The following is a 22,003-nucleotide window of genomic DNA, read 5'->3' as shown; positions in this document are numbered from 1 at the left end:
TCCCATAGGCGTGGCGTCACTGGCACTTCAACGCCTCGCGAATGCGCTGCACGGAGGCCACCGAACTGGCGTTATCGCCATGCACACACAAGGTATTGGCCCGCAGGACCAAGGGGCTGCCATCGCTGGCGGTCAAGGGTTCGCCACGGGAAATGGTCAGGGATTGCTGGATGATGGCTTCGGTATCGTGGTGTACCGCGCCGGGCAATTGGCGGGAAACCAGGTGCCCCTTGTTGTCGTAGGCGCGGTCGGCGAACGCCTCGAACCACAGGATCACACCGTATTCGTCGCCCAGCGCCTGGGCCGCGCGGTTGTCGCGGGTGGCCAGCAGCATCAGCGGCAGTTCGCCGTAAGCGGCAACGGCCTGGATCACCGCACGCAACTGCGCGGGGTTGGCCATCATGTCGTTGTACATCGCGCCATGGGGTTTGACGTAGCTGACCCGTCCGCCCTGGGCGCGGCAAATGCCGTCGAGCGCGCCGATCTGGTAGTGCAACAGGTCTTGGATTTCTTCGGGCGTGTAGGCCATGGAACGGCGGCCGAAACCTTGCAGGTCCTGATACGCCGGGTGCGCCCCGACCAGCACGCCATGCTTGAGCGCCAGGCCGACGGTCTTGCGCATGACGCTCGGGTCGCCGGCATGGAAGCCGCAGGCCACGTTGGCGCAATCAATGAACGGCATGACCTCAGCGTCCAGACCCAGGTTCCAGTTGCCATAGCTTTCGCCGATGTCGCAATTCAATAGCAGACGGCTCACGCTGAGTGCTCCTGTAGGCTTTGTTTTTTTGTAGTGTGGGATCTTTTACACAAGACTCGCAACTTATCCCACCGTCCCAGCGACACTTATCGTGAAACGGCGCGATTTTTGGCGTGTGTCCGGGACGGCGTCCAACCCATAAAGGTCGACCCCATGAAGTTGAAGTAACGCGATTAAAACGGTGGGAGCAAGCCCCCTCCCACCATTACAGGCCTTTCTACAGCCCTTTCAAATCACGCTCTTCGATCGGCCGGCTCTGGCGCAGGCGCTTGCCGCCCAGCACCACCCAGTCGATCAAGCGGAACAGGCACTCCAGGCCGAACGACAACAACATCGCCCCGCCCAGGCCCCAGCCCATGGCTTCGGGGGTCAGCAGGATCTGGTAGCTGTAGCCGTTCCAGGTTTCCAGGCGGATCGCCGGGTCGGCCGCGACCGCTACCTGCAATGCGCGAATGTACCAGGGGCCTTGCATGGCCTGGAATTGCTTGTCCAGCGCCAACTGACGATCCAACAACGTGCCGAGGCTGTTGGCATCGCTGCGAAACACCGGGTCGTCGCTGGCGCGGTAGTGGGCGACCAGGGCCTGCAAGTCGCCGTTGAAGAACTGTTGCGCGGTGGATTCAAAGCCGCGCAGGCCGGTCTGGGCCTCGATCAGGTGGGCTTCGACGCGCTTGGCGTAGTCATTGATGAACCCCGGCACTTGCACACCGACCAACAAGCCAATGGCAAACAACACCAACCGCAGATAGCTGAGCAACATAGTCGACTTCCTTACTCGGTAATGCCCTGGCTGACGCATTCACCGCGCCGCCACAGGCTCCACTGGCCCGGTTCGTAGCGGGTCCAGTTTTCGTTGTCGGTCAGGGGTTCGGTGGCGATCACCGTTACCACATCGTTGGGCGTGGTTTCGGCCTGGAAATCGACGATCACGTCGACATCTTTCAAGCGTGCCGGGCCGAACGGAGCGCGCCGGGTGATCTGGGCCAATTTGGTCGTGCAGTAGCAGAACAACCAATCGCCGTCGCTGAGCAGGCAGTTGAACACGCCTTTGCTGCGGTATTCGGTGCAGGCGGCGATCAGGTCCGGCAGCATCTGCTCGATCTCCACCGGCTCCGGGAACGCTTCGCGGACGCGGTTGAGCAGGTCGCAGAACGCCGCTTCGCTGTCGGTGTCGCCCACCGGCCGGTAAAACGTGGCGCGCGGGGTGAAGTCGGCCAATTGGCCGTTGTGCGCAAAGCACCAGTTACGCCCCCACAGCTCGCGCACGAACGGGTGGGTATTGGACAGGCACACCTTGCCCACGTTGGCCTGGCGGATATGGCCAATCACCACTTCACTTTTGATGGGATAACGCTGCACCAGCCGCGCGACTTCCGATTCGCTGCTCGCGGCCGGGTCCTGGAACAGGCGCAGGCCACGACCTTCATAGAACGCGATGCCCCAACCGTCGCGGTGGGGGCCGGTACGCCCACCGCGCTGCATCAGCCCGGTAAAGCTGAACACGATATCGGTGGGGACGTTGGCACTCATGCCCAATAATTCACACATGCCAGGGCTCTCGCTGCAGGGCAGACAACGTTAAAGGCGCGGTTCGACCCGCATACCGCCCACAGGCGCCGGGCGACGGAACGGCTCGTCATCGTCTTCGGGCTCGGCGGCCAAGGCGGCATCAGCGGCGGCCTTGCGCTCACGGCGGGCATTGGCGGCGCGCTCGATGGGCCAGCGGATCAACACAAACACGAGGTACACGCCAAAGGCGATCATCGTGTACATGAACAAATCGGAGACGGCCCGCCAGGCGTTGTTACCGACCTTGAGCACCAGGTCCAGCGCAGTAATCGCCACGGCCGGCGCGAACTGGGTCTTGACCGGGTCGACGATGGTCGGGCTCAACAGCAGCACGGCCATCAGCAATTGCAGTGGCTCGCGCAACCAGCGCCAGATCCAGCGGGTCATGCGCCACCACACCAACAGGCAGCCCAAAGCGGCGAAGGCGTAAAGGCCCCAAGCGGTCAGATAATCGTTCTCGGTCATGGTGTCCATGGCAAGGTAGGCAAACAGGCCGCTATGATAACGGCTTTTGCGTGTCGCGGCTGCAATGCCTGCCACCATCCGCCAGACAGAGAGTGATCCATGCCGCCATCGACCCCCATCACTGCCGCCCCGATTGCCCGCAAGGCCCCAGGCCAGGACCCTTACGCCTGGCTGCAAGTGCGTGACAGCGCAGAAGTGATGGATTACCTGAAAGCCGAAAACGCCTGGCAGGAAGCCCAACTCGCCGGGCAACAGGCGCTGCGTGAAACCCTGTTCGAAGAGATCAAGGGCCGTATCCTCGAAACCGACCTGTCGCTGCCCTCCCCCTGGGGCCCGTACCTGTATTACACGCGCACCACCGCCGGCGACGAATACGCCCGCCACTACCGCTGCCGCCGCCCGGCCGACGACAGCAACCAGGTGGATGACAGCAGCGAGGAGCTGTTGCTCGACCCCAACGTGCTGGCCAACGGCGGCTTTTTCTCCCTCGGTGCGTTCAGCATCAGCCCCGACCATCAGCGCCTGGCCTACAGCCTCGATACCAATGGCGAAGAGATCTACACCCTGTACGTGAAGGAATTGGCCACCGACAAAGTCAGCGAACTGGCGTTCGATAACTGCGACGGCAGCATGACCTGGGCCAATGACAGCCTGACCCTGTTTTTCGGCGAACTGGACGATACCCATCGTCCGCACAAACTCTACCGCTATCGCCTGGACGGCACCGCCGCGCAGGAAGTGTTCCACGAGACCGACGGGCGTTTCTTCCTGCACTGCTACCGTTCCAGCTCCGAGCGCCAGTTGCTGGTGGCCCTGGGCAGCAAGACCACCAGTGAAATCTGGGCGCTGGACGCCGACCAGCCGCACCTGGACTTCACCTGCCTGGCGCCACGGGTCGAAGACCACGAGTACGACGTCGACCACGGCCAGCTCGACGGCGCGTGGACCTGGTTCATCCGCAGCAACCGCGACGGCATCAACTACGCCCTGTTCGTCGCCGCCGACACCGGCCGCGTGCCGACCCAGGCCGACTGGAAAAACCTGATCCCCCACAGCGATGAGGTGATGCTCGACGGCGTGAGCCTGAATGCCGGCGCCATGACCTTGAGCCTGCGCATCGGCGGCCTGCCGGTCATCGAAGTGCATCCCCAGGGTCTACCGACCTATCGTGTGGAATTGCCTGACGCTGCCTACAGCCTCTACGTACAAAACAGCCTGGAATTCCCCAGCGACAAGATCCGCCTGCGCTACGAAGCCCTGAACCGTCCGGCCCAGGTGCGCCAGCTGGAACTGGCCAGCGGCGCGCAACAGGTGCTCAAGGAAACCCCGGTACTCGGCGTCTTCAACGCCGACGATTACGTCAGCCAGCGTTTGTGGGCAACCTCCGCCGATGGCACCCAGGTGCCGATCAGCCTGGTGGTCAAGCGCGACCAGCTTGGCAAACCGACGCCGCTGTACCTCTACGGCTATGGCGCCTACGGCCAGAGCCTCGATCCGTGGTTCTCCCACGCGCGCCTGAGCCTGCTGGACCGTGGCGTCGCGTTTGCCATTGCGCATGTGCGCGGCGGCGGCGAGCTGGGCGAAGCCTGGTATCGCAATGGCAAACAAGAACACAAGCAGAACACGTTCAACGACTTTATCGCCTGCGCCGAACACCTGATCGCACAGGGTTTGACCTGCGCCAAACAGCTGGTGATCAGCGGCGGCAGCGCCGGTGGCCTGTTGATCGGCGCAGTGCTCAACCAGCGTCCGGAGCTGTTCCAGGCGGCGATTGCCGAAGTGCCGTTCGTCGACGTGCTCAACACCATGCTCGACCCGGACCTGCCGCTGACCGTCACCGAGTACGACGAGTGGGGCAACCCGCAGGAGCCCGAGGTCTATGCGCGCATCAAGGCGTATGCGCCGTATGAGAACGTGCGCGCCCAGGCCTACCCGGCCCTGCTGGTGATCGCCGGCTACAACGACAGCCGCGTGCAGTACTGGGAAGCGGCCAAGTGGGTGGCCAAGCTGCGCGACACCAAGACGGACGACAACCTGCTGCTGCTCAAGACCGAACTGGGGGCCGGCCATGGCGGCATGAGCGGGCGTTACCAGGGATTACGTGACGTAGCGCTCGAATATGCATTTGTGTTCAAGGCGCTGGGGCTGGTTTAGCGGTCCTGGCTGAACGCTGGAGGCTCGACGCGGTTAACCGCCGGGCGTCTTCGGCTTGCTGTCGTTCGGCGGCACGCCGGGGACCGTCTGGTCCTTCGGTGGCGCAGGTAACACGATAGGCACCAGCGGCGGCGAGCCGTTCGTCTTGGGCACCGCCGGCGGGGTGACTTGCGGATACAGCGTCGGGGTGGGGGTGCCCGGCGCGCCTGGGGTTGGCGCCGGCGCAACCGGTACGGTTTGCAACTCCTGAGCCTGCGCCACACCCAATGTGAGCGCGCCCAACACAATGACCGTTAGAATGCTGCACTTCATCGATGGCTCCATGGCCTGACCGGAATGTCGTAAGGCTACTCCCAACCGCGCAAGAATGCCCTTCCCAATGAGATCTCCATGAAACGTTTCGTTCTGCTGGACACCACCCCGATCCCCGACAACGGCGGTGCCTTGTGCCTGTTCGAATACGGCGAGGACTTTGTCATCAAGATCCAGGGCGGCGACGGCGGCCAGTTGATGAACACGCGCATGCACGGCTCCGAAGACGCGCTGGCAGAAATCCCTTGTCGCAAAGTCGCCGGCCGCCCCGGTTCGCGGGTATTGATCGGCGGGCTGGGCATGGGTTTCACCCTCGCGTCGGCCCTCAAGCACCTGGGCAAGACCGCCGAAGTGGTGGTGGCAGAACTGGTGCCCGGTGTCGTGGAATGGAACCGTGGCCCCTTGGGCGAAAAGGCCGGGCGCCCGCTGCTTGACCCGCGCACCGTGGTCCGCATGGAAGACGTGGCCAAGGTGCTGCAAGCCGAGCCCCAGGGCTTTGATGCGATCATGCTCGACGTGGACAACGGCCCCGAAGGCCTTACGCAAAAAGCCAACAGTTGGCTCTACTCCGCCGGTGGCCTGGCCGCCTGCGCCAAGGCCCTGCGCCCCAAGGGCGTACTTGCGGTGTGGTCGGCCAGCGCCGACAAGCTGTTCAGCGACAAGCTGCGCAAGGCCGGTTTCAAGGCCGAGGAAGTGCAAGTGTTCGCCCATGGCAACAAGGGCACGCGGCACACCATCTGGATTGCGGAAAAGCTCAAGGGCTAATTGCGCCGCGATTGGCTAGAATCAACCCTATCCGTGAACCACCCGAAGACAGGAGCCATGATGAGCTCGACCAACCCGCCCTCCCACACCGCCAAGCTCGACCGCATCCTCGCCGATGCCCAGCGCGACCGGGAAATGGGCTACCGCGACAAAGCCCTGAAAATGTACCCCCACGTGTGCGGCCGCTGCGCCCGTGAGTTCGCCGGCAAGCGCCTGAGCGAACTGACCGTACACCACCGCAACCACAACCATGACGACAATCCTCAGGATGGGTCCAACTGGGAGTTGCTGTGCCTGTACTGCCACGACAACGAGCACTCGCGCTACACCGACCAGCAGTACTTCGGCGAAGGCTCCACCAGCAGCCCGACGATCGCCAAGGCCACGCACAACCCGTTCGCGGCGTTGGCAGGGTTGATGAAAAAAGACGACTGAAGTTGCGCGCGGGCTGCCCCGCCCTCTTCGCGGGCAAGCCCGCTCCTACCCTTAACCGCATTCCAGAGCATGGACACGGACCAATGTGGGAGCGGGCTTGCTCGCGAAGGCAGCAGTGCCAGCGGCGCAGCGCTCGATAGCGACCACAGCCCCACCAATCCCCGTATAATCGCCGCTTTTCTCCAAGGCACCCTTCCCCGTGGGCAATAAACGCTACAGCTGCATCGGTCTGTATAACCCCAAATCCCCCGAAAACGTCGGTTCGGTGATGCGCGCCGCCGGTTGCTACGGCGTGGCCTCGGTGTTCTACACCGGCAAACGCTACGAGCGCGCCCGGGATTTCATCACCGACACCAAGAAGGTCCACCACGACATTCCGCTGATCGGCATCGATGACCTGAGAAAAATCCTGCCGCTGGGCTGCATCCCGGTCGCCGTCGAACTGGTGGACGGCGCCCGCCCGCTGCCCGAATACACCCACCCCGACCGCGCGCTGTACATCTTCGGCCCCGAGGACGGCTCCCTCGACAAAGAGATTCGCGACTGGTGTGAAGACGTGGTGTACATCCCGACCACCGGCTGCATGAACCTCGCCGCCACCGTCAACGTGGTGCTCTACGACCGCCTGGCCAAGGGCAATAACACCCGCTCTGGGCCCAAATACTGAGTTGCCGGGAACATCCGGCGCCTGCACACAGTCAGTTGCGTATCACTAGCCCTTGTTGGAGACCGATCATGAGCGACAGCAAAACCCTGCGACCTGTCATTGAATCCACCCCACGCCAGGCCCGCCCCACGCAGAACGTACACGGCTGGGAGCGCATCGGCTCGGTGGCCGGCGGCGTGATCATGGTCGGCAAAGGCCTGCGCCGTGGCGGGATTTTCGGGCTGCTCCAGGTGGCGATTGGCGGCGTGGCGCTGACGCGTGGATTTACCGGGCACAGTTCGCTCAAGGACAAGCTGGAACAAGGTCGCCAGGAAATGAACAGCCTGCGCACGAAAATCGAGCGGGCCGGTGACGAGTTGAAGAACCTGAAGACCAAGGCGCAAACGGGGGCCGAAAAGGCCACAAAAACCACCGGCTGAGCCAAGTCTTCTGTCTGTTGCTGATCCAGATGTGGGAGGCGGCTTGCTCCCACCTTTATTCTGGGTCAGCGCAACAGCTTGGAGTCCAACACCACCGACGACTCGCCGATGATGCTCTGAGCCAGTCGCACAAACTCTGGGGTGCTGACGCTGTTCGCCCGCATCACCACTTGCGCGAGATCATCCAGCGAGCGCTTGTTGTGGGTTTTCACGCGGATCTCGCGATCCAGCTCCTGCATCACCACCACTGCCCGCGCCACGGTTGCGCCGCTGACGTGCTCGCCACGCAGGCTGGTGACGTCCTTGCCTTCGCGGGTCAACCGCGCCTGTATCGCCGCATAGCGCTCATCGGTGATCCCGCCGCCACGGCGCAGCAACTCGATCGCGTAATACTCCGCCAGGCCTTCGCTGATCCAGTCGCTGGCATCATGGTCACTGAAGCGGCCGATGGCATGCACCACTTCGCGGATCAACGGGCTGCTGCCGTTTTCACTGACCAGCGGCGTGCGGCTGTTGAGGTAGACCGAGTCGCGCGCCAAGAAGGCGCCACGGCGCATCGGGTCGCTGGCGCCGACAATCAATAGCTTGGCGGGGTGACGCGGGAACGCGGCTTCCACCTGCGGCCAGACGAAAGTCAGCAACGTCAGCACATCCATACGGCGCGTGGCCTGGCCCTTGGGCGAGGCCACGGTGACGTCGGTTTCGCCCAGGCGCACACGGCGGCTGCCGAGGTTACCGGCGAGCATCCAGCCGGTGGGGCGGTCGAACAGGCGCGAGACGTTGTTGATCCGGAAGGTGTGCTTGCCGATACGCGGCCAGGCGGTTTCGACGCTTTTCCAGCCCGTCGGCAGCTCGAACACCAGGCGCGAGACCAGCTCGACGCCGTCCTGCTGGTCGAGGTGCGCGGTCGGCACCAGGTCTTCCCCGCGAAACAGCGCCCAACCCGGCGTCATGCGCGCTTCATAGATACCCGGCTTGCGCGCATGGCTGAGGCGCACACGGTAGGTCAGGCTGGCCTTGTCGGCGCTGGGTTGCCAAAGGCCGCGATGGCCACTGACTTTCCATTGGCCATCGGCCTTGAAATCGCTGTAGTCACCGTCGCGACCCAGCTCGAAATCCAGGCTGCGCACCGCCGAACCCTGGGACAGGCTCACGCGCACCTCAGCCTGATCGCTCTGGGGCAGCAGTTTGACGTGATAGTCCAGGTCGACTTTCTTCGCGCACCACGCCGGTGTGCTCAGCGCCAGCAACACCAGGCTTGCCGCCAGCCGGGTCAGCCCCTTCATACTCGCTCCTTGTTCAGCCAGCGCGGAAGATCAGGTAATCCTCCCAGTCTTCTTCGGGCACGCTGCCTTCGCGGAGCATGCGTCCGGACTGGGAAATGCGTTCGTGATGCACGGCGTCACGGTCGCCGCAGACCAGGTGATGCCACAGCGGCAAGTCCTTGCGCTCGCTGACCAGGCGGTAACCGCAGGTGGGCGGCAACCACTTGAACTGGTCGGCCTGGCCCGGGGTGAGCTGGATGCAGTCGGGCACCGACGCGCGGCGGTTGGGGTAATCGGTGCACTGGCAGGTTTTCAGGTCGAGCAGTTTGCAGGCGATGCGCGTGTAATAGACGCTGTTGTCGTCTTCATCCTCGAGCTTTTGCAGGCAGCACAGGCCACAGCCGTCGCACAACGACTCCCACTCCTCCTGATCGAGGTGTTCAAGGGTTTTGCGTATCCAGAAAGGTTCGACTTTGGCGGCCATGGCTCTACATCGGTATCGGTGGGTGAAAAGGCCGCCAGTCTAGTGCCCAAGGCCACTGGGGCCAAGCGCTTACGACTGGCGGTGTTGCAAGACTTGTCAGTCTAGCGGGAGCGCAGTAGCTTTGAGCGCCGAATTGACGATCAGGAACTGCCCATGAGCACCAACCCCCGCGCTGCCGATTACCCGATCAACCCCCAGTTCACTGAGCGCTGGTCGCCCCGCGCCTTTACCGGCGAGAGCATCCCGCAGGAAACCCTGCTGAGTTTTTTCGAAGCCGCGCGCTGGGCGCCATCGGCCTACAACTCGCAGCCCTGGCGTTTTCTCTATGCGCGCCGTGACACGCCGGACTGGGAGCGTTTCCTCGGCCTGTTGAACGAATTCAACCGCAACTGGGCGCAGCATGCGTCGGCCCTGGTGATCATCGCCTCGAAAACCGACTTCATCGCCCCCGGCGCCAGCGAAGAAACCCCGGCGCTGTGGCACACCTTCGACACCGGTTCGGCCTGGGGCTACCTCGCGCTGCAGGCCAGCCTCAGCGGCTGGCACAGCCATGGCATGGCCGGCTTCGATCAGGCGCTGACGCGCAAGGAGCTGAAGATTCCCGAGGGTTATGCGCTGCATGCGGCGGTCGCGATTGGCAAGCTGGGCGACAAGTCGAGCTTGCCCGAGTACCTGCAAGGCCGTGAGACCCCAAGCCCGCGCAAGCCGTTGAGCGAGCTGGTTTCGCAAGGCGATTTCAGTCTCTAGGACTGACGTGGGAGCTGGCTCGCCAGCCCCCACCTGTGGTTCGACGCGGTGTCAGTAGCCGCGCTCGAAATCCACTTCACCGCGCAACACTTGCTTGGCCTGGTAGGCGCGCACGTTTTCCAGAAACAGTTGCACCATCATCGACGGCGAGGTCGGCGCCGAGCTGTGCCCGGTCAGCAGCAAGCCCCAGGCGGTCCAGAACGGGTGGCGCTGCGGCAACGGTTCCTGGCGGCACACGTCGATCACCGCGCCAGCCAGGTGCCCTTCTTTCAACGCTTCGACCAGATCCGCATCAACCACCGCGACGCCGCGGCCGACGTTGATAAACAACCCGCTCGGCTTGAATTGCTTGAACAGCGCCGCGTCGTACAGGTCGTGGGTGTTCGGCGTGTTGGGCAACAGGTTGATCACGTAGTCCGCTTCGCCCACCAGCCGGCCGAGTTGATCGAGCGCGGCCACTTCGACAAACGGCGCCTGCTCGCGCGCCTGGCTGGCGATGCCGTACAGCTTGACGCCAAACGGCACGAGGAACTGCGCCACGCGCTGGCCGATATCACCGCAGCCGACGATCAGCACCGTGCGCCCCGCCAGGCTCTGGCCCATGCGGTTGTCCCACTTGCGCTCGACCTGGCTGACCAGGCGCGCCAAGACTTCGCGTTCATGGCCGAGCATGTAGGTGAGGATAAATTCCGCCATGACCTGGCCAAAAATCCCCACCGCACGGGTCAAGCGATAGTCGCGGGGCAGGCCGTCAGCCAGCAGCGGCGTGATGCCGGCCCAGGTCGATTGCAGCCACTGCGGCTGGTGCCCCTGGCGCAACAGGGTGGCGAGCAGGTCCGGCTGGCCGAGCCACACCGGGCAATCGGCAGCCAGGCGCGAGAGTTCGGCCGAGTCGCCGCTGGTCAACACCTCGAGGTCCGGGGCCGCTTCGCTCAGCAACCGGGCGTAGAGCGGGTGATCCTGTTCAGCAATCAGAACACGCATGGTTCAAACCTTTCAAAAACAATGCGGACGGCCGCCCGCATCCTTACGGCCACCATCCATTAATACGATTCCATGGAAAAGAATGCGCCCCGGGCAGGGCACGCCGCGATCACATCGGGTCGTTGCGGCGCAGCAGCTCTTCGGGCAAGTGTTCGATGTACTCGTCCTCGGCCGGTGGCATTTGCAGGTGGTAGCCCTGCTTTTCGAGGTTTTCCAGGACCACTGCGATGTCCTCGCGCGACAGCTTGCGCTCGGGCGTCAGCACCATGTCGAAGGCGTGATGGGCCTTGCCGAAGGCTTCCATCAAGGGTTCCGGCACGCGCTCCAGGGCATCGCTTTTCAGCACGTAGAGATACATTTCGTTGCGTTTCAAGCTGCGATAGATGGAGCAAATACGTTTCAAGGCTGTTCTCCGGCAGTGGCCAGGCTGTCGAGCAGCGCCTGGCCCATCAACTCGCGGCGCCAGCCACGCAGCGAGTCTGGCAATTGGTAAGGCCCGTCGGGGTAGCCACTTTTGACCAGGGCTTCGAGGGTTTTCTTGCGCAGCATCAGCTCCGGCGCCATCTCCAGACGTTCGGCTTGCGCCTGGCCCAAGGCGCGCAGGTGCTTGATCAGCGTCGCGGCATCCACCGGCAGCGGTTCAGCCACGGCGGGCGGCCATTGGTCCATGGACACGCTGCCGGCGCGCTTGATCAGGTCCAGCAGAAACTGGCCATCCTGACGCACGGTGCGCGGGTGCATGTCTTCGATTTTGCCCAGGGCGGCGAGGTTATCCGGCTGGGATTTGGCCAGGGGCCACAGCGAGTGTTCACGAATGATGCGATTGCGCGGCAGGTCACGGGCACGCGCTTGCTGCTCGCGCCAGGCGCACAGTTCACGCAGCACGGCGAGTTGGGCACGGGACAGTTTCCACGCCAGCTTGGCCTCGCGGTACACCTCGTAAGGGTCGACTTCGCGGCGCAGGTTGGCCACCAGTTCGGCACCGTCTTCCAGGACCCAGGCGTATTTGTCGTCCGACAGCCGCGGGCGCAGGCGAATGAAGACCTCGGCCAAGTGGACCGCATCTTCGGCGGCGTAGCTCACCTGGGTCTCGGACAACGGGCGCTGCAGCCAGTCAGAGCGGGTTTCGCCCTTGGGCAAGTCGATATCGAGCACGGCTTGCACCAGGCGCGAATAGCCCATGGAGAAGCCGAGGTTCAGGTAAGCCGCGGCCAGTTGGGTGTCGAACAACGGCACTGGCAGGCTGCCGGTCAGGCGCAGCAACACTTCCAGGTCTTCACTGCAGGCGTGGACCACTTTGATCACGGCCGGGTTTTCCAGCAACGCCGCCAGCGGTTGCCAGTTGTCGATGGTCAGGGGGTCGATCAGGTAAGCGCGAACGCCATCACCGATCTGGATCAGCCCGGCAATGGGATAAAAGGTGTCGACCCGCATGAATTCGGTGTCGAGGGCGACGAATGGCAACTGCTGCCATTCGGCGCAATGCTGGCCGAGGCTATCGTTGTCGCAGATCCAGTGAATATCGATGGCCACACGGCTCTCCCTTGAAGAATGGCGCGCAGTATATATCGCGGAAGGGACTTGCGAGCATCCGCAGTGCACACGCAATCATGAAAACTCCGACAGCATGTAAAGAATAGTCCGACAGATTGGAGTTATCCCATCTTACGTAGAACGTAGACACGCCATACGCTGGAGCCAGGAATGAACTCCTGGTGATTCAGGACCTGGAACCCCGCCTGGCAGAACTCCTCCTCCACTGGCGTCCGGGAGGCGACCGACACGATCACGGTGTCGCGGCTGACCCGATGAAACTCCTGCAGCAGCGCTTGGCGCCCTTCGCGGCTGGGCACGTGGCGAAACAATTCCAGACAGAAAATGCAATCTACCGCGTTCGCCGACAAACCGATGGAAAATGCCGAGCCCTGAAAGGTCTTGACCCGCTTGAGCAGCGCCGCCGGGTGATGGGTGCGGGCATGGTCGAGCATGTCCTGGGAGTTATCCGAGGCGAGGATGACCCGGTTGACGTGTTCGGCCAACACCGGCCAGAACCGCCCCGAACCGCAGGCCAGGTCGAGGATCAGACCGGGCTCGCCGGCGACCTTGAGGGCATTGCGCACCAGCCGCCCGTCACGCCACGCCGCCAGACGCTGACGCAGCCCAGGCGGGCGCGTATCGCCGCAGACCCTGGCGTGCTCACGGTCACAGCGTTCGGCGTATTCAATCTCGATGGACGAAAGTGGTGGTGACAACATCACGGGCTCATGTGAGTGGAACGGTAGTGAATGACCTTGATTCGCAGCTTAACCAGTGCAACGTGAAAAAAAGGTCGAAAAAACCACCACCGTCAATCCGTTCACGCCGAGTGCAGATACCAGCGCCAGTCCTGCTCGCCCACCTCGCCCATGAACTGCCGATATTCAGCCCGTTTCACCGCCAGGTACACGCCGAGAAACTCACTGCCGAACGCCTCCCGTGCCCAGCTGGAGTCTTCCAGGGCGCGCAGGGTGGTGAGCCAATCGGTGGGCAGCAACGCGTTGGCCTGGGCGTAGCCGTTGCCTTCCACCGGAGCGCCGGGGTCAAGTCGTTCGCGGATGCCGCGGTGGATACCGGCGAGGATCGCCGCCGCCGCCAGATAAGGGTTGGCGTCGGCGCCGCAGAGGCGGTGTTCGATGTGCCGCGACGGCGCCGGACCACCCGGCACACGCAGGCTGACGGTGCGGTTGTCGACGCCCCAGGTGGCGGCCAGCGGCGCATAGCTGTTGGTCTGGAAGCGGCGATAGGAGTTGGCGTTGGGGCAGAACATCAGCAGCGAATCGAGCAAGGTGCTGAGCATACCGCCCACGGCCTGGCGCAGCAGCGGCGTACCGTCGGCGGCTTCGCTGGCGAACAGGTTATGGCCCTCGGCGTCCGCCAGGCTGACGTGCATGTGCATGCCGGTGCCGGCTAGGTCGTCGAACGGTTTGGCCATGAAGCACGCCGTCATCCCGTGCTTGTGCGCCACGCCTTTGACCAGGCGTTTGTAGCGCACCGCTTCGTCCATCGCTTGCAGGGCATCGGTGCGGTGTTCGAGGGTGATTTCGACCTGGCCCGGCGCGTATTCGGAAATTGCCGTGCGCGCCGGGATGCCTTGCAGTTTGCAGGCGCTGTAAAGGTCGGCGAGAAACGGTTCGATCTGCTCCAGCTCGCGCAGGCCATAGACCTGGGTCGCACGCGGGCGGCCGCCGTCCATGTCGCGCGCCGGTTGCGGGCGGCCGTTGTGGTCGGGTTTCTGGTCGAGCAGGTAGAACTCCAGTTCCGCCGCCATCACCGGGTAATAACCATCGGCCTTGAGCCCGTCGATCACCCTGGCCAGCACGTGCCGGGGGTCGGCCACGGTGGCGGGCAAGCCTTCGGTGGGGTGCATGCTGACTTGCACCGCCGCCGTCGGAATCAGCCGCCATGGCATGCGCTGCAAACTGCCGCTGATCGGGTAGGCGCGACAGTCGATATCGCCCACCTCCCACACCAGCCCGGAGTTTTCCACGTCATCGCCATGGATGGTCAGGCCAAGGATCGTGCTGGGCAGCGGGCGGCCACTTTCATACACCGCCAGCAGTTCGTCGCGATGCAGCAACTTGCCGCGCGGCACGCCATTGTTGTCGAGGATAAACAGCTCGAACATCTCGATGTCCGGGTTCTGCTCAAGGAAAGAGCGGGCTTCGTGCAGGCTGGCAAAAACACTCATGGCAATTCTCATACGTTTGCGTCAGGCAGGCGCACAGGCGCCGCCGGGCGGATGCGCGCAGGTGCGCGTCATCCATCGGGTAGATCAACGTAAGAGAGAGGTATCTGGTGGGCGCGCATGTCGACAGTGGAACAGGGCCCAGAAAGCCAGCGCGGAGGGCAACGCCTCGACATCCGCGGGACCGCTCGGCGCGACGACGCCAGGCAGTGTCTCGGGGTAAGTGTCGGGGTAACCGTCCATGGGCGAATCACCGTGAGGGAGATGCCCGGCAGCGTCACACGCCGGGTCAGGGGCGTCAATTCAGGGTTGACGGAGTTTGGTTGCACGTTGGCTAAACATTCACCGTCCTTGCCACCCCACCATCTTGCTGGAAATAATGGCCGCCCGATCATGCCCAAGGACTCGACCGCATGAAAGCTCCTTTAGCCCTGTGTGTATTGGTGAGTCTGGCGACACCCGCCCTCGCGGACACGCCCCCCTCGCGCCTGGACAACGTGCTCGACAGCGGCACGCTCACCGTCTGCACCACCGGCGACTACAAGCCCTACACCTTCCTGCGTGCCGATGGCCGCTACGAAGGCATCGATATCGCCATGGCCGAGTCCCTGGCCAAGAGCCTCAACGCCAAGATCGCCTGGGTGCCCACCACCTGGAAAAGCCTGATGCCGGACTTCCTCGCGCACCGCTGCGACATCGCCGTGGGCGGTATTTCGGTGTCGCTGGAACGCCAGAAAAAGGCGTTCTTCAGCCAGTCCCTCGGCGTCGACGGCAAGATCCCGCTGGTGCGCTGCGCCGATGTGCAGCGTTCCCAGAGCGTCGAGCAGATCAACCAGCCACAGGTGCGGGTGATCGAACCGGCGGGCGGCACCAACGAAGTGTTCGCCCGGGCGCACCTGGGCCAGGCGCAACTGCGCCTGCACGACAACGTGACCATCTTCGACGAACTGCTGGCGGGCAAGGCCGATGTGATGATCACCGACGCCAGCGAGGCGCGCTTCCAGCAGAAACTCAAGCCGGGGCTGTGCGCGGTCAACCCGCAGCGGCAGATGCAATATAGCGAGAAAGCCTTCCTGCTGCCCCGCGACGATGTGGCCTGGAAAAGTTACGTCGACCAGTGGTTGCACCTGAGCGTGGCCACCGGGGTGTACGACGGCATCGTCAATCAATGGCTGGCGGCGCCCTGAGCCGCAGCCGTCTAAGCTGTGCTCACATCTATAAGAACGAGGCACGGATAATGAAGCGACTGCTCCGATTCAGCTGGCTGCTGCTGTTGGGTTTCAGCCAGGTACACGCCGCCACCTTGCCGGAGGAGGACGCCCAGGCGGCCAAGGCTCTGCTGGGGAAAGCCTTGGCCTACTACCAGAGCAATGGCGACAAGGCCTTCGCCGCCTTCAGCCGCCAGGGCGAGTTCGTCGACCATGACCGCTATGTGTTCGTGGTCGACACCCAGGGCGTGTTGCTGGCCAGCGGCGGGCCCTCCTCCGCCTTGATCGGCCGCGATGTGTCCGAAGTGCTCGGGGCGGATTTGCGCCAGTCGTTCAAGGACGCGCTCAAGGCGCCGGAAGGCCAGGGCATCCAGCAGGCCGACTACCGCTGGCAGAACTGGAACGACGGCAAGATCGAACACAAGCATGTGTTTTATCAGCGTGTCGGCGAACGCATCCTCGCGGTGGGCTATTACCTGCCACGGGCCACGCCGGAACAGGCGCGAGCGCTGCGGGACCAGGCCGTCAAGGCGCTGGTCAAGGATGAAGCCGGCACGCTGAAGGCGATCAACTCATTGCAGGGCGGTTTCCTGCAGGACGATCTCTACGTGTTCGTGGTCGACCTCGATACCCGGCGCTATGTCGCCCATGGCACCAACCTGCGGCTGATCAACACCGACTTCAGCAAGATCAAGGACCCCGACGGCAAGCCGGTGGGCGCACCGATCCTCAAGTTGATGGCGGAGCAGGATCAGGGTGAGTACAAGTACCGTTGGAAAAACCCGGTGACCGGCAAGGTCGAGAACAAGCATGCGTATTTGCGCAAAACCGGGCATTTCATGGTGGCGGTCGGTTATTACAGCCCTTGAATTGCACAGGCGGTCAAACCGCTGGGAGCGGGCCAGCCCGCTCGCACATTTGGATGTCCAGCCGGCCCGTCAGCGGGCCTTGTCTTCACGGCCGCGCAGCATGCGATCAGGCATCGCAATCGCCGCCGCCAACCCCAGCAACGACACCGCCGCACTGACCATCAGCAAATGCCGGAACGTCACCGCCAGTTCCCCGCGCAGGGCATCCTGCGCCGGGCCTGGGGCGGCGTTCAGGCCGTCGAGCAAAACGCTGCCGGAACCGCCCTCGACCACCAGCGCGCCGCTGGCCAGGTGGGCAAAGCTGGAGTCCTGCAACAGCGCCAGCAACAACGCCGACATGCACGCCACCCCGACCGCCCCGCCCAGGGAACGGAACAGGTTGGTGGTGCTGGTGGCGACGCCGATATCGTGCTGGTCCACCGAGTTCTGCGTGCCCACCAGCGAGGTCGGGAACTGCATGCCGGCAGCGATGCCGCACAGCAGCATGAACATCGCCGTCAGCCCCATCGCCTGCGGCGCACTGTAGGCCATGCCGAGAATCGCCAAGGGGCTCAACACGGCGCCGCTGAGGATCAGTGGTTTATAGCGCCCGGTCACCGAGGTCATGCGCCCGGCAAAGTAGGCGCCCATCGGCAAGCCCATCGCCAGTGGCAGCAGGTGCAGCGCGGCACTGTCGGCGCCGGAACCGGTCACGGTCTGAAAGCGCAAAGGCATCAGCACCGTCAGGGAAATCGCCTGGAAACTGGTGAAAAACATCGTACACCAGCACAGCACCGCGCTGCGGTTGGCGAACAGGTGCATCGGCAACAACGGTTCCCGCGCACGCCGCTCATGCCAGACAAATATGCTCAGCGCCACCAGCGCGCAGGCCAGCAACGCTAGCACCGAGTCATTGCGCCAATCATGGCCCTGGCCGATCTCGGTGACGCCCAGCAGCAAGGCGCTCAAGCCGATGATCAGCAGCACGGTACCGAGGTAATCGATGATCGGCTTGCGTTGCGGCAACGGCAGCCCGACCAGGCTGCGATGGGCCACGTACCAGGCGCCGGCGCCCAACGGCAGGTTGATCAAAAACACCCAGCGCCAGGACAGGTACTCGGTCATATAACCGCCCAGCACCGGCCCGGCCACGCTGGCCACCGCGTACATGCCGCTGAAATAGCCCTGGTAACGCCCGCGCTCGCGCGGCGGGATGATGTCGCCGATGATCGCCTGGCTCACCGAAATCATCCCGCCGGCGCCGATGCCCTGGAGCACCCGCGCCAGCACCAGTTGCTCCATGCTTTGCGCCATGCCACAGAACAGCGACGCCAGGGTGAACAGGCCCATGCCGATCAGCATCATCGGCCGCCGCCCGTACAGGTCGCCGAGCTTGCCGTAGATCGGCACCGCCACTGTCATCGCCACCATGTAGCCGGAGATCACCCAGGCCAGCAGGTTGACGTCGTGGAACCGCGCGGAAATGGCCGGCATGGACACGGCGACAATGGTCTGGTCCAAGGCACCGAGGAAGATCGCCATCATCAACGAGACGAGGATGCTGCGCACGGCAGGTACGGCTGGAGTAGGCTGATTGAGCTGAGTCACGGTAAACCTTCGAGCAAGGCCCGCAGGAAAAGGCGACCTGCGGGCATGCTCGATACGATAGCAGGCTATTCGATAGCTTCGTAAGGAAGCCCGACGTAATTTTCCGCGATGGTGGTGCGACCGGCGTGCGAGTGGATGAAGTACGCCAGTTCGCTCTCGGCAATGCGCTGGCTGAACCCGTCCGCTTCGGGAAACTGATGCAGCATCGACGTCATCCACCAGGAAAACCGCTCAGCCTTCCACACGCGTCGCAGGCAGATTTCCGAATATTTCTCCAGCAACTCCACGCGCCCCTCGCGGTAGACCTTGAGCAAGATGCGAAACAGCGTGCTCACGTCGCTCGCCGCCAGGTTCAAGCCCTTGGCCCCGGTGGGTGGGACGATGTGCGCCGCATCCCCCAGCAGAAACAAACGCCCGTACTGCATCGGCTCGACCACGAAGCTGCGCAGCGGCGCGATGCTTTTTTCGATCGACGGCCCGGTCACCAACTGCTCGGCCAACTGGCTTGGCAGGCGCGTTTTCAGTTCAGCCCAGAAACGCTGGTCCGACCACTCATCGACCGACTCCTCGACGGGTACTTGCAGGTAGTAACGGCTGCGCGTCGGCGAACGCATGCTGCACAAGGCAAACCCACGCGCATGCTTGGCGTACACCAGTTCAGGATGGACCGGCGGCGTGTCGGCCAGGATGCCCAGCCAGCCGAAGGGATACACCCGCTCGAAGACCTTCAGCGACTCGGCCGGGATCGATTGCCGGGCGACACCGTGAAAACCGTCGCAACCGGCCACGTAATCACACTCCAGGCGATAGGCTTCGCCTTCATGTTCGAACGTCAGCCAGGGTTGATCAGTTTTGAGCCCGTGGGGTTGCACCTCACGCGCGTTATACAAGGTGACGCCACCGGTGGCGGCGCGTGCGGCCATCAGGTCGCGGGTCACTTCGGTCTGGCCGTAGACCATCACCGATTGACCGCCGGTGAGCGCCTTGAGGTCGATGTGAGTCAGTTGGCCATTAAGCGCCAGTTCGAAGCCATCATGGACCAGGCCTTCCGCGTCCATGCGCTGGCTGACGCCGGCCTCGCGCAACAGGTCGACCATGCCTTGCTCCAACACCCCGGCACGGATGCGCCCCAGCACGTAATCGGCGCTCTGGCGCTCTAGAATCAGGGTTTGGATACCGGCCTGCTGCAACAGTTGGCCGAGCAACAGTCCCGAAGGACCGGCGCCGATGATGGCGACTTGAGTTTTCAGCGTTTTCATTATTTTTATGGCCCGAAAAATTCACCCGAACGGATAAGGTGAAAGAGTTGTCATTGGTCTTGTTGCTGACATTTTTCACTTGAGTGGGCGCTATAAGAAGGTGAAAACTGCGCCAAAGCCTGCGCTTTTTGCCAATCGGGGCGATTACCGAACCACTTGCCTGAGTATCGGATTGAAACTATGACCAAAACTGCCAGTTCCGCGATTCCGGTGTTCAAGCTGTACGGGGAAAACCAGCAATGGCCGACGCCGGATTTGTTGCACTGCGAAACGATTTCCCGACGCAGCCGGGACTACCAGTGGGAAATCCAGCCCCACCGGCACGCGGATCTGTGCCAGTTGCTGTACGTCCACCAAGGCCAGGCGCAACTGGAAATCGAAGGCCAGCGCACCACCCTCAACGAAGCGACCTTGCAGGTGCTGCCGCCGCTGTGTGTGCACGGGTTTCGGTTTGCGGAAGATGTCGAAGGCTACGTGCTGACCCTGGCGGCACCGCTGGTCAGCCACCTGCAAGCGCAGCTGGGCGCAACGGTGGACGGCCTGCAGGTGCTGGGCAGTTACCCGGCAGGCAAGGACAGCGACTATCTCAACAACCTGTTCGCCCGCCTGCAGGACGAATACGCCGATGAGCAGCCGGCCCGGGACATGCTGATGCACGCCCTGGTCAGCGTGCTGCTGGTGTGGATCAGCCGCCAGGCCATCCAGCGCCGCCACCCGCGGGCACCGCGTGGGCGCGAGTATTTCCGGCGCTTTACCCAATTGGTCGAACAGCAGTATCGCGAACACCCGAAGATTGAAGACCTGGCCCACAAGCTGGGTATCTCGGTCTCACACCTGAACGGCACATGTCGGGAATTGGGTGGGCAACCCGCGCTACAGATCATGCACGACCGCCAATTGCTGGAAGCCAAGCGCCTGCTGACCTACACCAGCATGACCATCAATGAAATGTCGGAGGTATTGGGCTTTTCCGACCCGACCAACTTCTCGCGGCTATTCCGCCGCCGGGTCGGGTTTTCGCCCAAGGCATTTCGCGAACGACTCAAGGCCGAAACACCCGAGGATTAAACGCGGGATCGTCCTTGGTTGGCCATTAGCGCAACGCGCTGAAACTGCCGGTGCGCGGAATGCATTGATCCTGATGGCAACTGATCGCAAAGCTCGGCTGCATGCGGGTCTGCTCGACGCGATAGGCGGCGGTGCCGTACAGCGCGCTGACCAAGGCGCAAAGGATGAAAATTTTCAGGTACTTTCTGGTTTTGACGGTCATGGCACAGACCTCTGAAGGACCTACTCGGTGCTGTTTAAAGCATAGGTCAGCCAGGGCGAGTTGCCATTATTGGACGCCATTCAACATCTGTATGTCGGGTCACAGGCCCCGGTCCCACTCCGGCGTTTCCGGAAACCTCAGCACCAGGAAATCCAGGAGGCTACGCAGCGCCGACGGCATGTGTTTGCGCGACGCGTACACCGCGTAGATGTTCATCTGCCGCGGTTCGGCCGCGGGCAACAGGCGCACCAGTTCGCCACGGCGGATGTGCTCGCCGGCCTGATAACTGGGCAACATCGCCACCCCCGCCCCGGCGAGCGTCACGCGTAACAGCGTGCTGGCTTCGTTGGCGGTGATATTGCCGTGGACCGGCACCGAAACGTGTTCGCCGCCTTCCTCGAAATGCCACAGGCTTTTGCCGAAGTACGAGTGGGTCAGGCAGTTGTGCCGCGCCAGGTCTTCGACCTTTTGCGGCGCCGGATGCTCAAGCAGGTAGGCCGGGGTCGCGCACACCACCGAGCGACAGACCGTCAGGCGCCGCGCGATCAGGTTGGGGTCCAGGTCGTTGCTGGTGCGGATGGCCAGGTCGATGCGCTCATCCACCAGGTTGACCGTGCGATCGAGCATCTGCAGGTCGACCGTCACCAAGGGGTAGCGCCTGACGTATTCGGCGATGGCCTCGGCCAACTGCGCCTGGCCGAACGAGGTGCTGACACTCAGGCGCAGCAGGCCACGGGGCGCGTCATCCGGTTCGCTGACGGCGGCCTGCATGTCGCCGCACAGCTCCAGCAATTGCCGGCAACGTGGCAGGGTTTCCCCGCCGGCAGCCGTCAGGCTGAGTTTGCGCGTGGTGCGATGCAGCAAGCGCGCGCCGACCCAGTCTTCCAGCTCGGCCAGGTAGCGCGAGACCACCGGGCGCGACAGGTCCAGATGGTCGGCGGCGGCGGACTGGCTGCCCAGATCCACCACCGTCACAAACACGCGCATTGCTTGAAGACGATCCATGATCTGCCCGATTTTAGAAACAAACTATGTCCCAGCATCGCATTTTTTGTTGTGTTTG

At 63.2% G+C, this 22,003-nt stretch carries 25 protein-coding genes; 9 read left to right on the top strand and 16 right to left on the bottom strand.

Annotated features, from left to right (window positions below; all coding sequences use genetic code 11):
- Positions 1 to 16: 16 nt before the first annotated feature.
- From TU80_RS17485 to TU80_RS17470, 4 genes are all read right to left on the bottom strand, one after another.
- On the bottom strand, positions 17 to 757 hold the full coding sequence (locus tag TU80_RS17485; protein WP_046384331.1) for a 5-oxoprolinase subunit PxpA: 741 nt from the start codon (positions 755 to 757) through the stop codon (positions 17 to 19).
- A 217-nt stretch (positions 758 to 974) separates the two neighbouring features.
- Positions 975 to 1,517 (bottom strand): DUF2937 family protein, encoded by a 543-nt coding sequence (locus TU80_RS17480; RefSeq protein WP_017848756.1) that lies wholly within the window; start codon positions 1,515 to 1,517, stop codon positions 975 to 977.
- Positions 1,518 to 1,528: 11 nt separating this feature from the next.
- Positions 1,529 to 2,305 carry a class II glutamine amidotransferase gene (locus TU80_RS17475; RefSeq protein WP_026140241.1) on the bottom strand — a complete coding sequence of 259 codons (777 nt, stop codon included), beginning with the start codon at positions 2,303 to 2,305 and terminating at the stop codon, positions 1,529 to 1,531.
- Between the two features lie 30 nt (positions 2,306 to 2,335).
- Complete coding sequence (locus tag TU80_RS17470; protein WP_017848754.1) at positions 2,336 to 2,869, bottom strand: hypothetical protein; 534 nt, start codon at positions 2,867 to 2,869, stop codon at positions 2,336 to 2,338.
- A gap of 21 nt (positions 2,870 to 2,890) precedes the next feature.
- On the opposite strand from TU80_RS17470, the gene TU80_RS17465 reads away from it, so the two are divergent.
- Positions 2,891 to 4,945, top strand: coding sequence for a S9 family peptidase (locus tag TU80_RS17465; RefSeq protein WP_057004996.1), 2,055 nt, complete (start codon positions 2,891 to 2,893; stop codon positions 4,943 to 4,945).
- Between the two features lie 33 nt (positions 4,946 to 4,978).
- Here the strand turns inward: TU80_RS17465 and TU80_RS17460 are convergent, their stop codons facing one another.
- Positions 4,979 to 5,257, bottom strand: a complete 279-nt coding sequence (locus tag TU80_RS17460) for a hypothetical protein (protein WP_017848752.1) — start codon at positions 5,255 to 5,257, stop codon at positions 4,979 to 4,981.
- 78 nt (positions 5,258 to 5,335) lie between these two features.
- Between TU80_RS17460 and TU80_RS17455 the strand changes: the two genes are divergently transcribed.
- The 4 genes from TU80_RS17455 to TU80_RS17440 all read left to right on the top strand — a co-directional run bounded on the left by TU80_RS17455 (position 5,336) and on the right by TU80_RS17440 (position 7,543).
- Positions 5,336 to 6,022 carry a spermidine synthase gene (locus tag TU80_RS17455; protein WP_017848751.1) on the top strand — a complete coding sequence of 229 codons (687 nt, stop codon included), beginning with the start codon at positions 5,336 to 5,338 and terminating at the stop codon, positions 6,020 to 6,022.
- Positions 6,023 to 6,082: 60 nt separating this feature from the next.
- A complete protein-coding gene (locus TU80_RS17450) occupies positions 6,083 to 6,457 on the top strand; it encodes a YajD family HNH nuclease (RefSeq protein ID WP_003210675.1) in 375 nt (124 codons plus the stop codon).
- A gap of 199 nt (positions 6,458 to 6,656) precedes the next feature.
- Positions 6,657 to 7,124, top strand: coding sequence for an RNA methyltransferase (locus tag TU80_RS17445; protein ID WP_017848750.1), 468 nt, complete (start codon positions 6,657 to 6,659; stop codon positions 7,122 to 7,124).
- Between the two features lie 68 nt (positions 7,125 to 7,192).
- The gene (locus tag TU80_RS17440) at positions 7,193 to 7,543 is read left to right on the top strand and encodes a YgaP family membrane protein (RefSeq protein WP_017848749.1); all 351 of its coding nucleotides are present in this window, start codon (positions 7,193 to 7,195) and stop codon (positions 7,541 to 7,543) included.
- A 65-nt stretch (positions 7,544 to 7,608) separates the two neighbouring features.
- On the opposite strand, the gene TU80_RS17435 is transcribed toward TU80_RS17440, so the two are convergent.
- On the bottom strand, positions 7,609 to 8,829 hold the full coding sequence (locus tag TU80_RS17435) for a hypothetical protein (RefSeq protein ID WP_057004995.1): 1,221 nt from the start codon (positions 8,827 to 8,829) through the stop codon (positions 7,609 to 7,611).
- 13 nt (positions 8,830 to 8,842) lie between these two features.
- Positions 8,843 to 9,292 carry a YcgN family cysteine cluster protein gene (locus TU80_RS17430; RefSeq protein ID WP_017848747.1) on the bottom strand — a complete coding sequence of 150 codons (450 nt, stop codon included), beginning with the start codon at positions 9,290 to 9,292 and terminating at the stop codon, positions 8,843 to 8,845.
- A gap of 153 nt (positions 9,293 to 9,445) precedes the next feature.
- Here TU80_RS17430 and TU80_RS17425 point away from each other — a divergent pair, with 153 nt between their 5' ends.
- Positions 9,446 to 10,039: a nitroreductase family protein gene (locus TU80_RS17425; protein WP_017848746.1), complete on the top strand. Its 594-nt coding sequence runs from the start codon at positions 9,446 to 9,448 to the stop codon at positions 10,037 to 10,039.
- 51 nt (positions 10,040 to 10,090) lie between these two features.
- Here TU80_RS17425 and TU80_RS17420 read toward each other — a convergent pair whose 3' ends face one another.
- The 5 genes from TU80_RS17420 to TU80_RS17400 all read right to left on the bottom strand — a co-directional run bounded on the left by TU80_RS17420 (position 10,091) and on the right by TU80_RS17400 (position 14,750).
- The gene (locus TU80_RS17420) at positions 10,091 to 11,023 is read right to left on the bottom strand and encodes a D-2-hydroxyacid dehydrogenase (protein WP_017848745.1); all 933 of its coding nucleotides are present in this window, start codon (positions 11,021 to 11,023) and stop codon (positions 10,091 to 10,093) included.
- A gap of 109 nt (positions 11,024 to 11,132) precedes the next feature.
- On the bottom strand, positions 11,133 to 11,426 hold the full coding sequence (locus TU80_RS17415; RefSeq protein WP_017848744.1) for a YcgL domain-containing protein: 294 nt from the start codon (positions 11,424 to 11,426) through the stop codon (positions 11,133 to 11,135).
- Positions 11,423 to 12,556, bottom strand: coding sequence for a ribonuclease D (gene rnd, locus TU80_RS17410; protein ID WP_046490395.1), 1,134 nt, complete (start codon positions 12,554 to 12,556; stop codon positions 11,423 to 11,425). The genes TU80_RS17415 and rnd overlap by 4 nt, the downstream gene beginning before the upstream one ends.
- Positions 12,557 to 12,678: 122 nt before the next feature.
- Positions 12,679 to 13,278 carry a class I SAM-dependent methyltransferase gene (locus TU80_RS17405; protein ID WP_046384336.1) on the bottom strand — a complete coding sequence of 200 codons (600 nt, stop codon included), beginning with the start codon at positions 13,276 to 13,278 and terminating at the stop codon, positions 12,679 to 12,681.
- 101 nt (positions 13,279 to 13,379) lie between these two features.
- Complete coding sequence (locus TU80_RS17400) at positions 13,380 to 14,750, bottom strand: glutamine synthetase family protein (RefSeq protein WP_046384337.1); 1,371 nt, start codon at positions 14,748 to 14,750, stop codon at positions 13,380 to 13,382.
- A gap of 410 nt (positions 14,751 to 15,160) precedes the next feature.
- Between TU80_RS17400 and TU80_RS17395 the strand changes: the two genes are divergently transcribed.
- Entirely contained in the window at positions 15,161 to 15,934 is a 774-nt protein-coding gene (locus tag TU80_RS17395; protein ID WP_057004994.1) for a transporter substrate-binding domain-containing protein, read from the top strand.
- A gap of 50 nt (positions 15,935 to 15,984) precedes the next feature.
- Positions 15,985 to 16,824, top strand: coding sequence for a cache domain-containing protein (locus tag TU80_RS17390; RefSeq protein ID WP_057004993.1), 840 nt, complete (start codon positions 15,985 to 15,987; stop codon positions 16,822 to 16,824).
- 69 nt (positions 16,825 to 16,893) lie between these two features.
- On the opposite strand, the gene TU80_RS17385 is transcribed toward TU80_RS17390, so the two are convergent.
- Both TU80_RS17385 and pobA read right to left on the bottom strand, forming a co-directional pair.
- Positions 16,894 to 18,411, bottom strand: coding sequence for an MDR family MFS transporter (locus tag TU80_RS17385; protein WP_057004992.1), 1,518 nt, complete (start codon positions 18,409 to 18,411; stop codon positions 16,894 to 16,896).
- A 65-nt stretch (positions 18,412 to 18,476) separates the two neighbouring features.
- The gene (gene pobA, locus TU80_RS17380; RefSeq protein ID WP_169850587.1) at positions 18,477 to 19,661 is read right to left on the bottom strand and encodes a 4-hydroxybenzoate 3-monooxygenase; all 1,185 of its coding nucleotides are present in this window, start codon (positions 19,659 to 19,661) and stop codon (positions 18,477 to 18,479) included.
- A gap of 189 nt (positions 19,662 to 19,850) precedes the next feature.
- Between pobA and TU80_RS17375 the strand changes: the two genes are divergently transcribed.
- On the top strand, positions 19,851 to 20,738 hold the full coding sequence (locus tag TU80_RS17375; RefSeq protein WP_046384341.1) for a helix-turn-helix domain-containing protein: 888 nt from the start codon (positions 19,851 to 19,853) through the stop codon (positions 20,736 to 20,738).
- A gap of 25 nt (positions 20,739 to 20,763) precedes the next feature.
- Here the strand turns inward: TU80_RS17375 and TU80_RS33090 are convergent, their stop codons facing one another.
- Together TU80_RS33090 and TU80_RS17370 are read right to left on the bottom strand one after the other, a co-directional pair.
- Positions 20,764 to 20,940 (bottom strand): hypothetical protein, encoded by a 177-nt coding sequence (locus TU80_RS33090; RefSeq protein WP_164887019.1) that lies wholly within the window; start codon positions 20,938 to 20,940, stop codon positions 20,764 to 20,766.
- A 99-nt stretch (positions 20,941 to 21,039) separates the two neighbouring features.
- Positions 21,040 to 21,945 (bottom strand): LysR family transcriptional regulator, encoded by a 906-nt coding sequence (locus TU80_RS17370; protein ID WP_032804836.1) that lies wholly within the window; start codon positions 21,943 to 21,945, stop codon positions 21,040 to 21,042.
- Between the last annotated feature and the right edge of the window lie 58 nt (positions 21,946 to 22,003).

It is taken from the genome of Pseudomonas veronii (assembly GCF_001439695.1).
GTDB classification, from domain to species: domain Bacteria; phylum Pseudomonadota; class Gammaproteobacteria; order Pseudomonadales; family Pseudomonadaceae; genus Aquipseudomonas; species Aquipseudomonas veronii.
Note: the sequence above shows the minus strand (reverse complement) of the source record. Positions and strands in the feature narration are given on the sequence as shown.

What these genes read in the sequence shown, in the direction of transcription:
- TU80_RS17440 (WP_017848749.1), top strand. Translation starts at nt 7,193, where the DNA reads ATGAGCGACAGCAAAACCCTGCGACCTGTCATTGAATCCACCCCACGC.
- TU80_RS17460 (WP_017848752.1), bottom strand. Translation starts at nt 5,257, where the DNA reads ATGAAGTGCAGCATTCTAACGGTCATTGTGTTGGGCGCGCTCACATTG.
- TU80_RS17405 (WP_046384336.1), bottom strand. Translation starts at nt 13,278, where the DNA reads ATGTTGTCACCACCACTTTCGTCCATCGAGATTGAATACGCCGAACGC.
- TU80_RS17370 (WP_032804836.1), bottom strand. Translation starts at nt 21,945, where the DNA reads ATGGATCGTCTTCAAGCAATGCGCGTGTTTGTGACGGTGGTGGATCTG.
- TU80_RS17390 (WP_057004993.1), top strand. Translation starts at nt 15,985, where the DNA reads ATGAAGCGACTGCTCCGATTCAGCTGGCTGCTGCTGTTGGGTTTCAGC.
- TU80_RS33090 (WP_164887019.1), bottom strand. Translation starts at nt 20,940, where the DNA reads ATGACCGTCAAAACCAGAAAGTACCTGAAAATTTTCATCCTTTGCGCC.
- TU80_RS17465 (WP_057004996.1), top strand. Translation starts at nt 2,891, where the DNA reads ATGCCGCCATCGACCCCCATCACTGCCGCCCCGATTGCCCGCAAGGCC.
- TU80_RS17430 (WP_017848747.1), bottom strand. Translation starts at nt 9,292, where the DNA reads ATGGCCGCCAAAGTCGAACCTTTCTGGATACGCAAAACCCTTGAACAC.
- TU80_RS17475 (WP_026140241.1), bottom strand. Translation starts at nt 2,305, where the DNA reads ATGTGTGAATTATTGGGCATGAGTGCCAACGTCCCCACCGATATCGTG.
- TU80_RS17425 (WP_017848746.1), top strand. Translation starts at nt 9,446, where the DNA reads ATGAGCACCAACCCCCGCGCTGCCGATTACCCGATCAACCCCCAGTTC.
- TU80_RS17420 (WP_017848745.1), bottom strand. Translation starts at nt 11,023, where the DNA reads ATGCGTGTTCTGATTGCTGAACAGGATCACCCGCTCTACGCCCGGTTG.
- TU80_RS17480 (WP_017848756.1), bottom strand. Translation starts at nt 1,517, where the DNA reads ATGTTGCTCAGCTATCTGCGGTTGGTGTTGTTTGCCATTGGCTTGTTG.
- TU80_RS17450 (WP_003210675.1), top strand. Translation starts at nt 6,083, where the DNA reads ATGAGCTCGACCAACCCGCCCTCCCACACCGCCAAGCTCGACCGCATC.
- TU80_RS17395 (WP_057004994.1), top strand. Translation starts at nt 15,161, where the DNA reads ATGAAAGCTCCTTTAGCCCTGTGTGTATTGGTGAGTCTGGCGACACCC.
- TU80_RS17455 (WP_017848751.1), top strand. Translation starts at nt 5,336, where the DNA reads ATGAAACGTTTCGTTCTGCTGGACACCACCCCGATCCCCGACAACGGC.
- TU80_RS17400 (WP_046384337.1), bottom strand. Translation starts at nt 14,750, where the DNA reads ATGAGTGTTTTTGCCAGCCTGCACGAAGCCCGCTCTTTCCTTGAGCAG.
- TU80_RS17470 (WP_017848754.1), bottom strand. Translation starts at nt 2,869, where the DNA reads ATGGTGGCAGGCATTGCAGCCGCGACACGCAAAAGCCGTTATCATAGC.
- TU80_RS17435 (WP_057004995.1), bottom strand. Translation starts at nt 8,829, where the DNA reads ATGAAGGGGCTGACCCGGCTGGCGGCAAGCCTGGTGTTGCTGGCGCTG.
- TU80_RS17375 (WP_046384341.1), top strand. Translation starts at nt 19,851, where the DNA reads ATGACCAAAACTGCCAGTTCCGCGATTCCGGTGTTCAAGCTGTACGGG.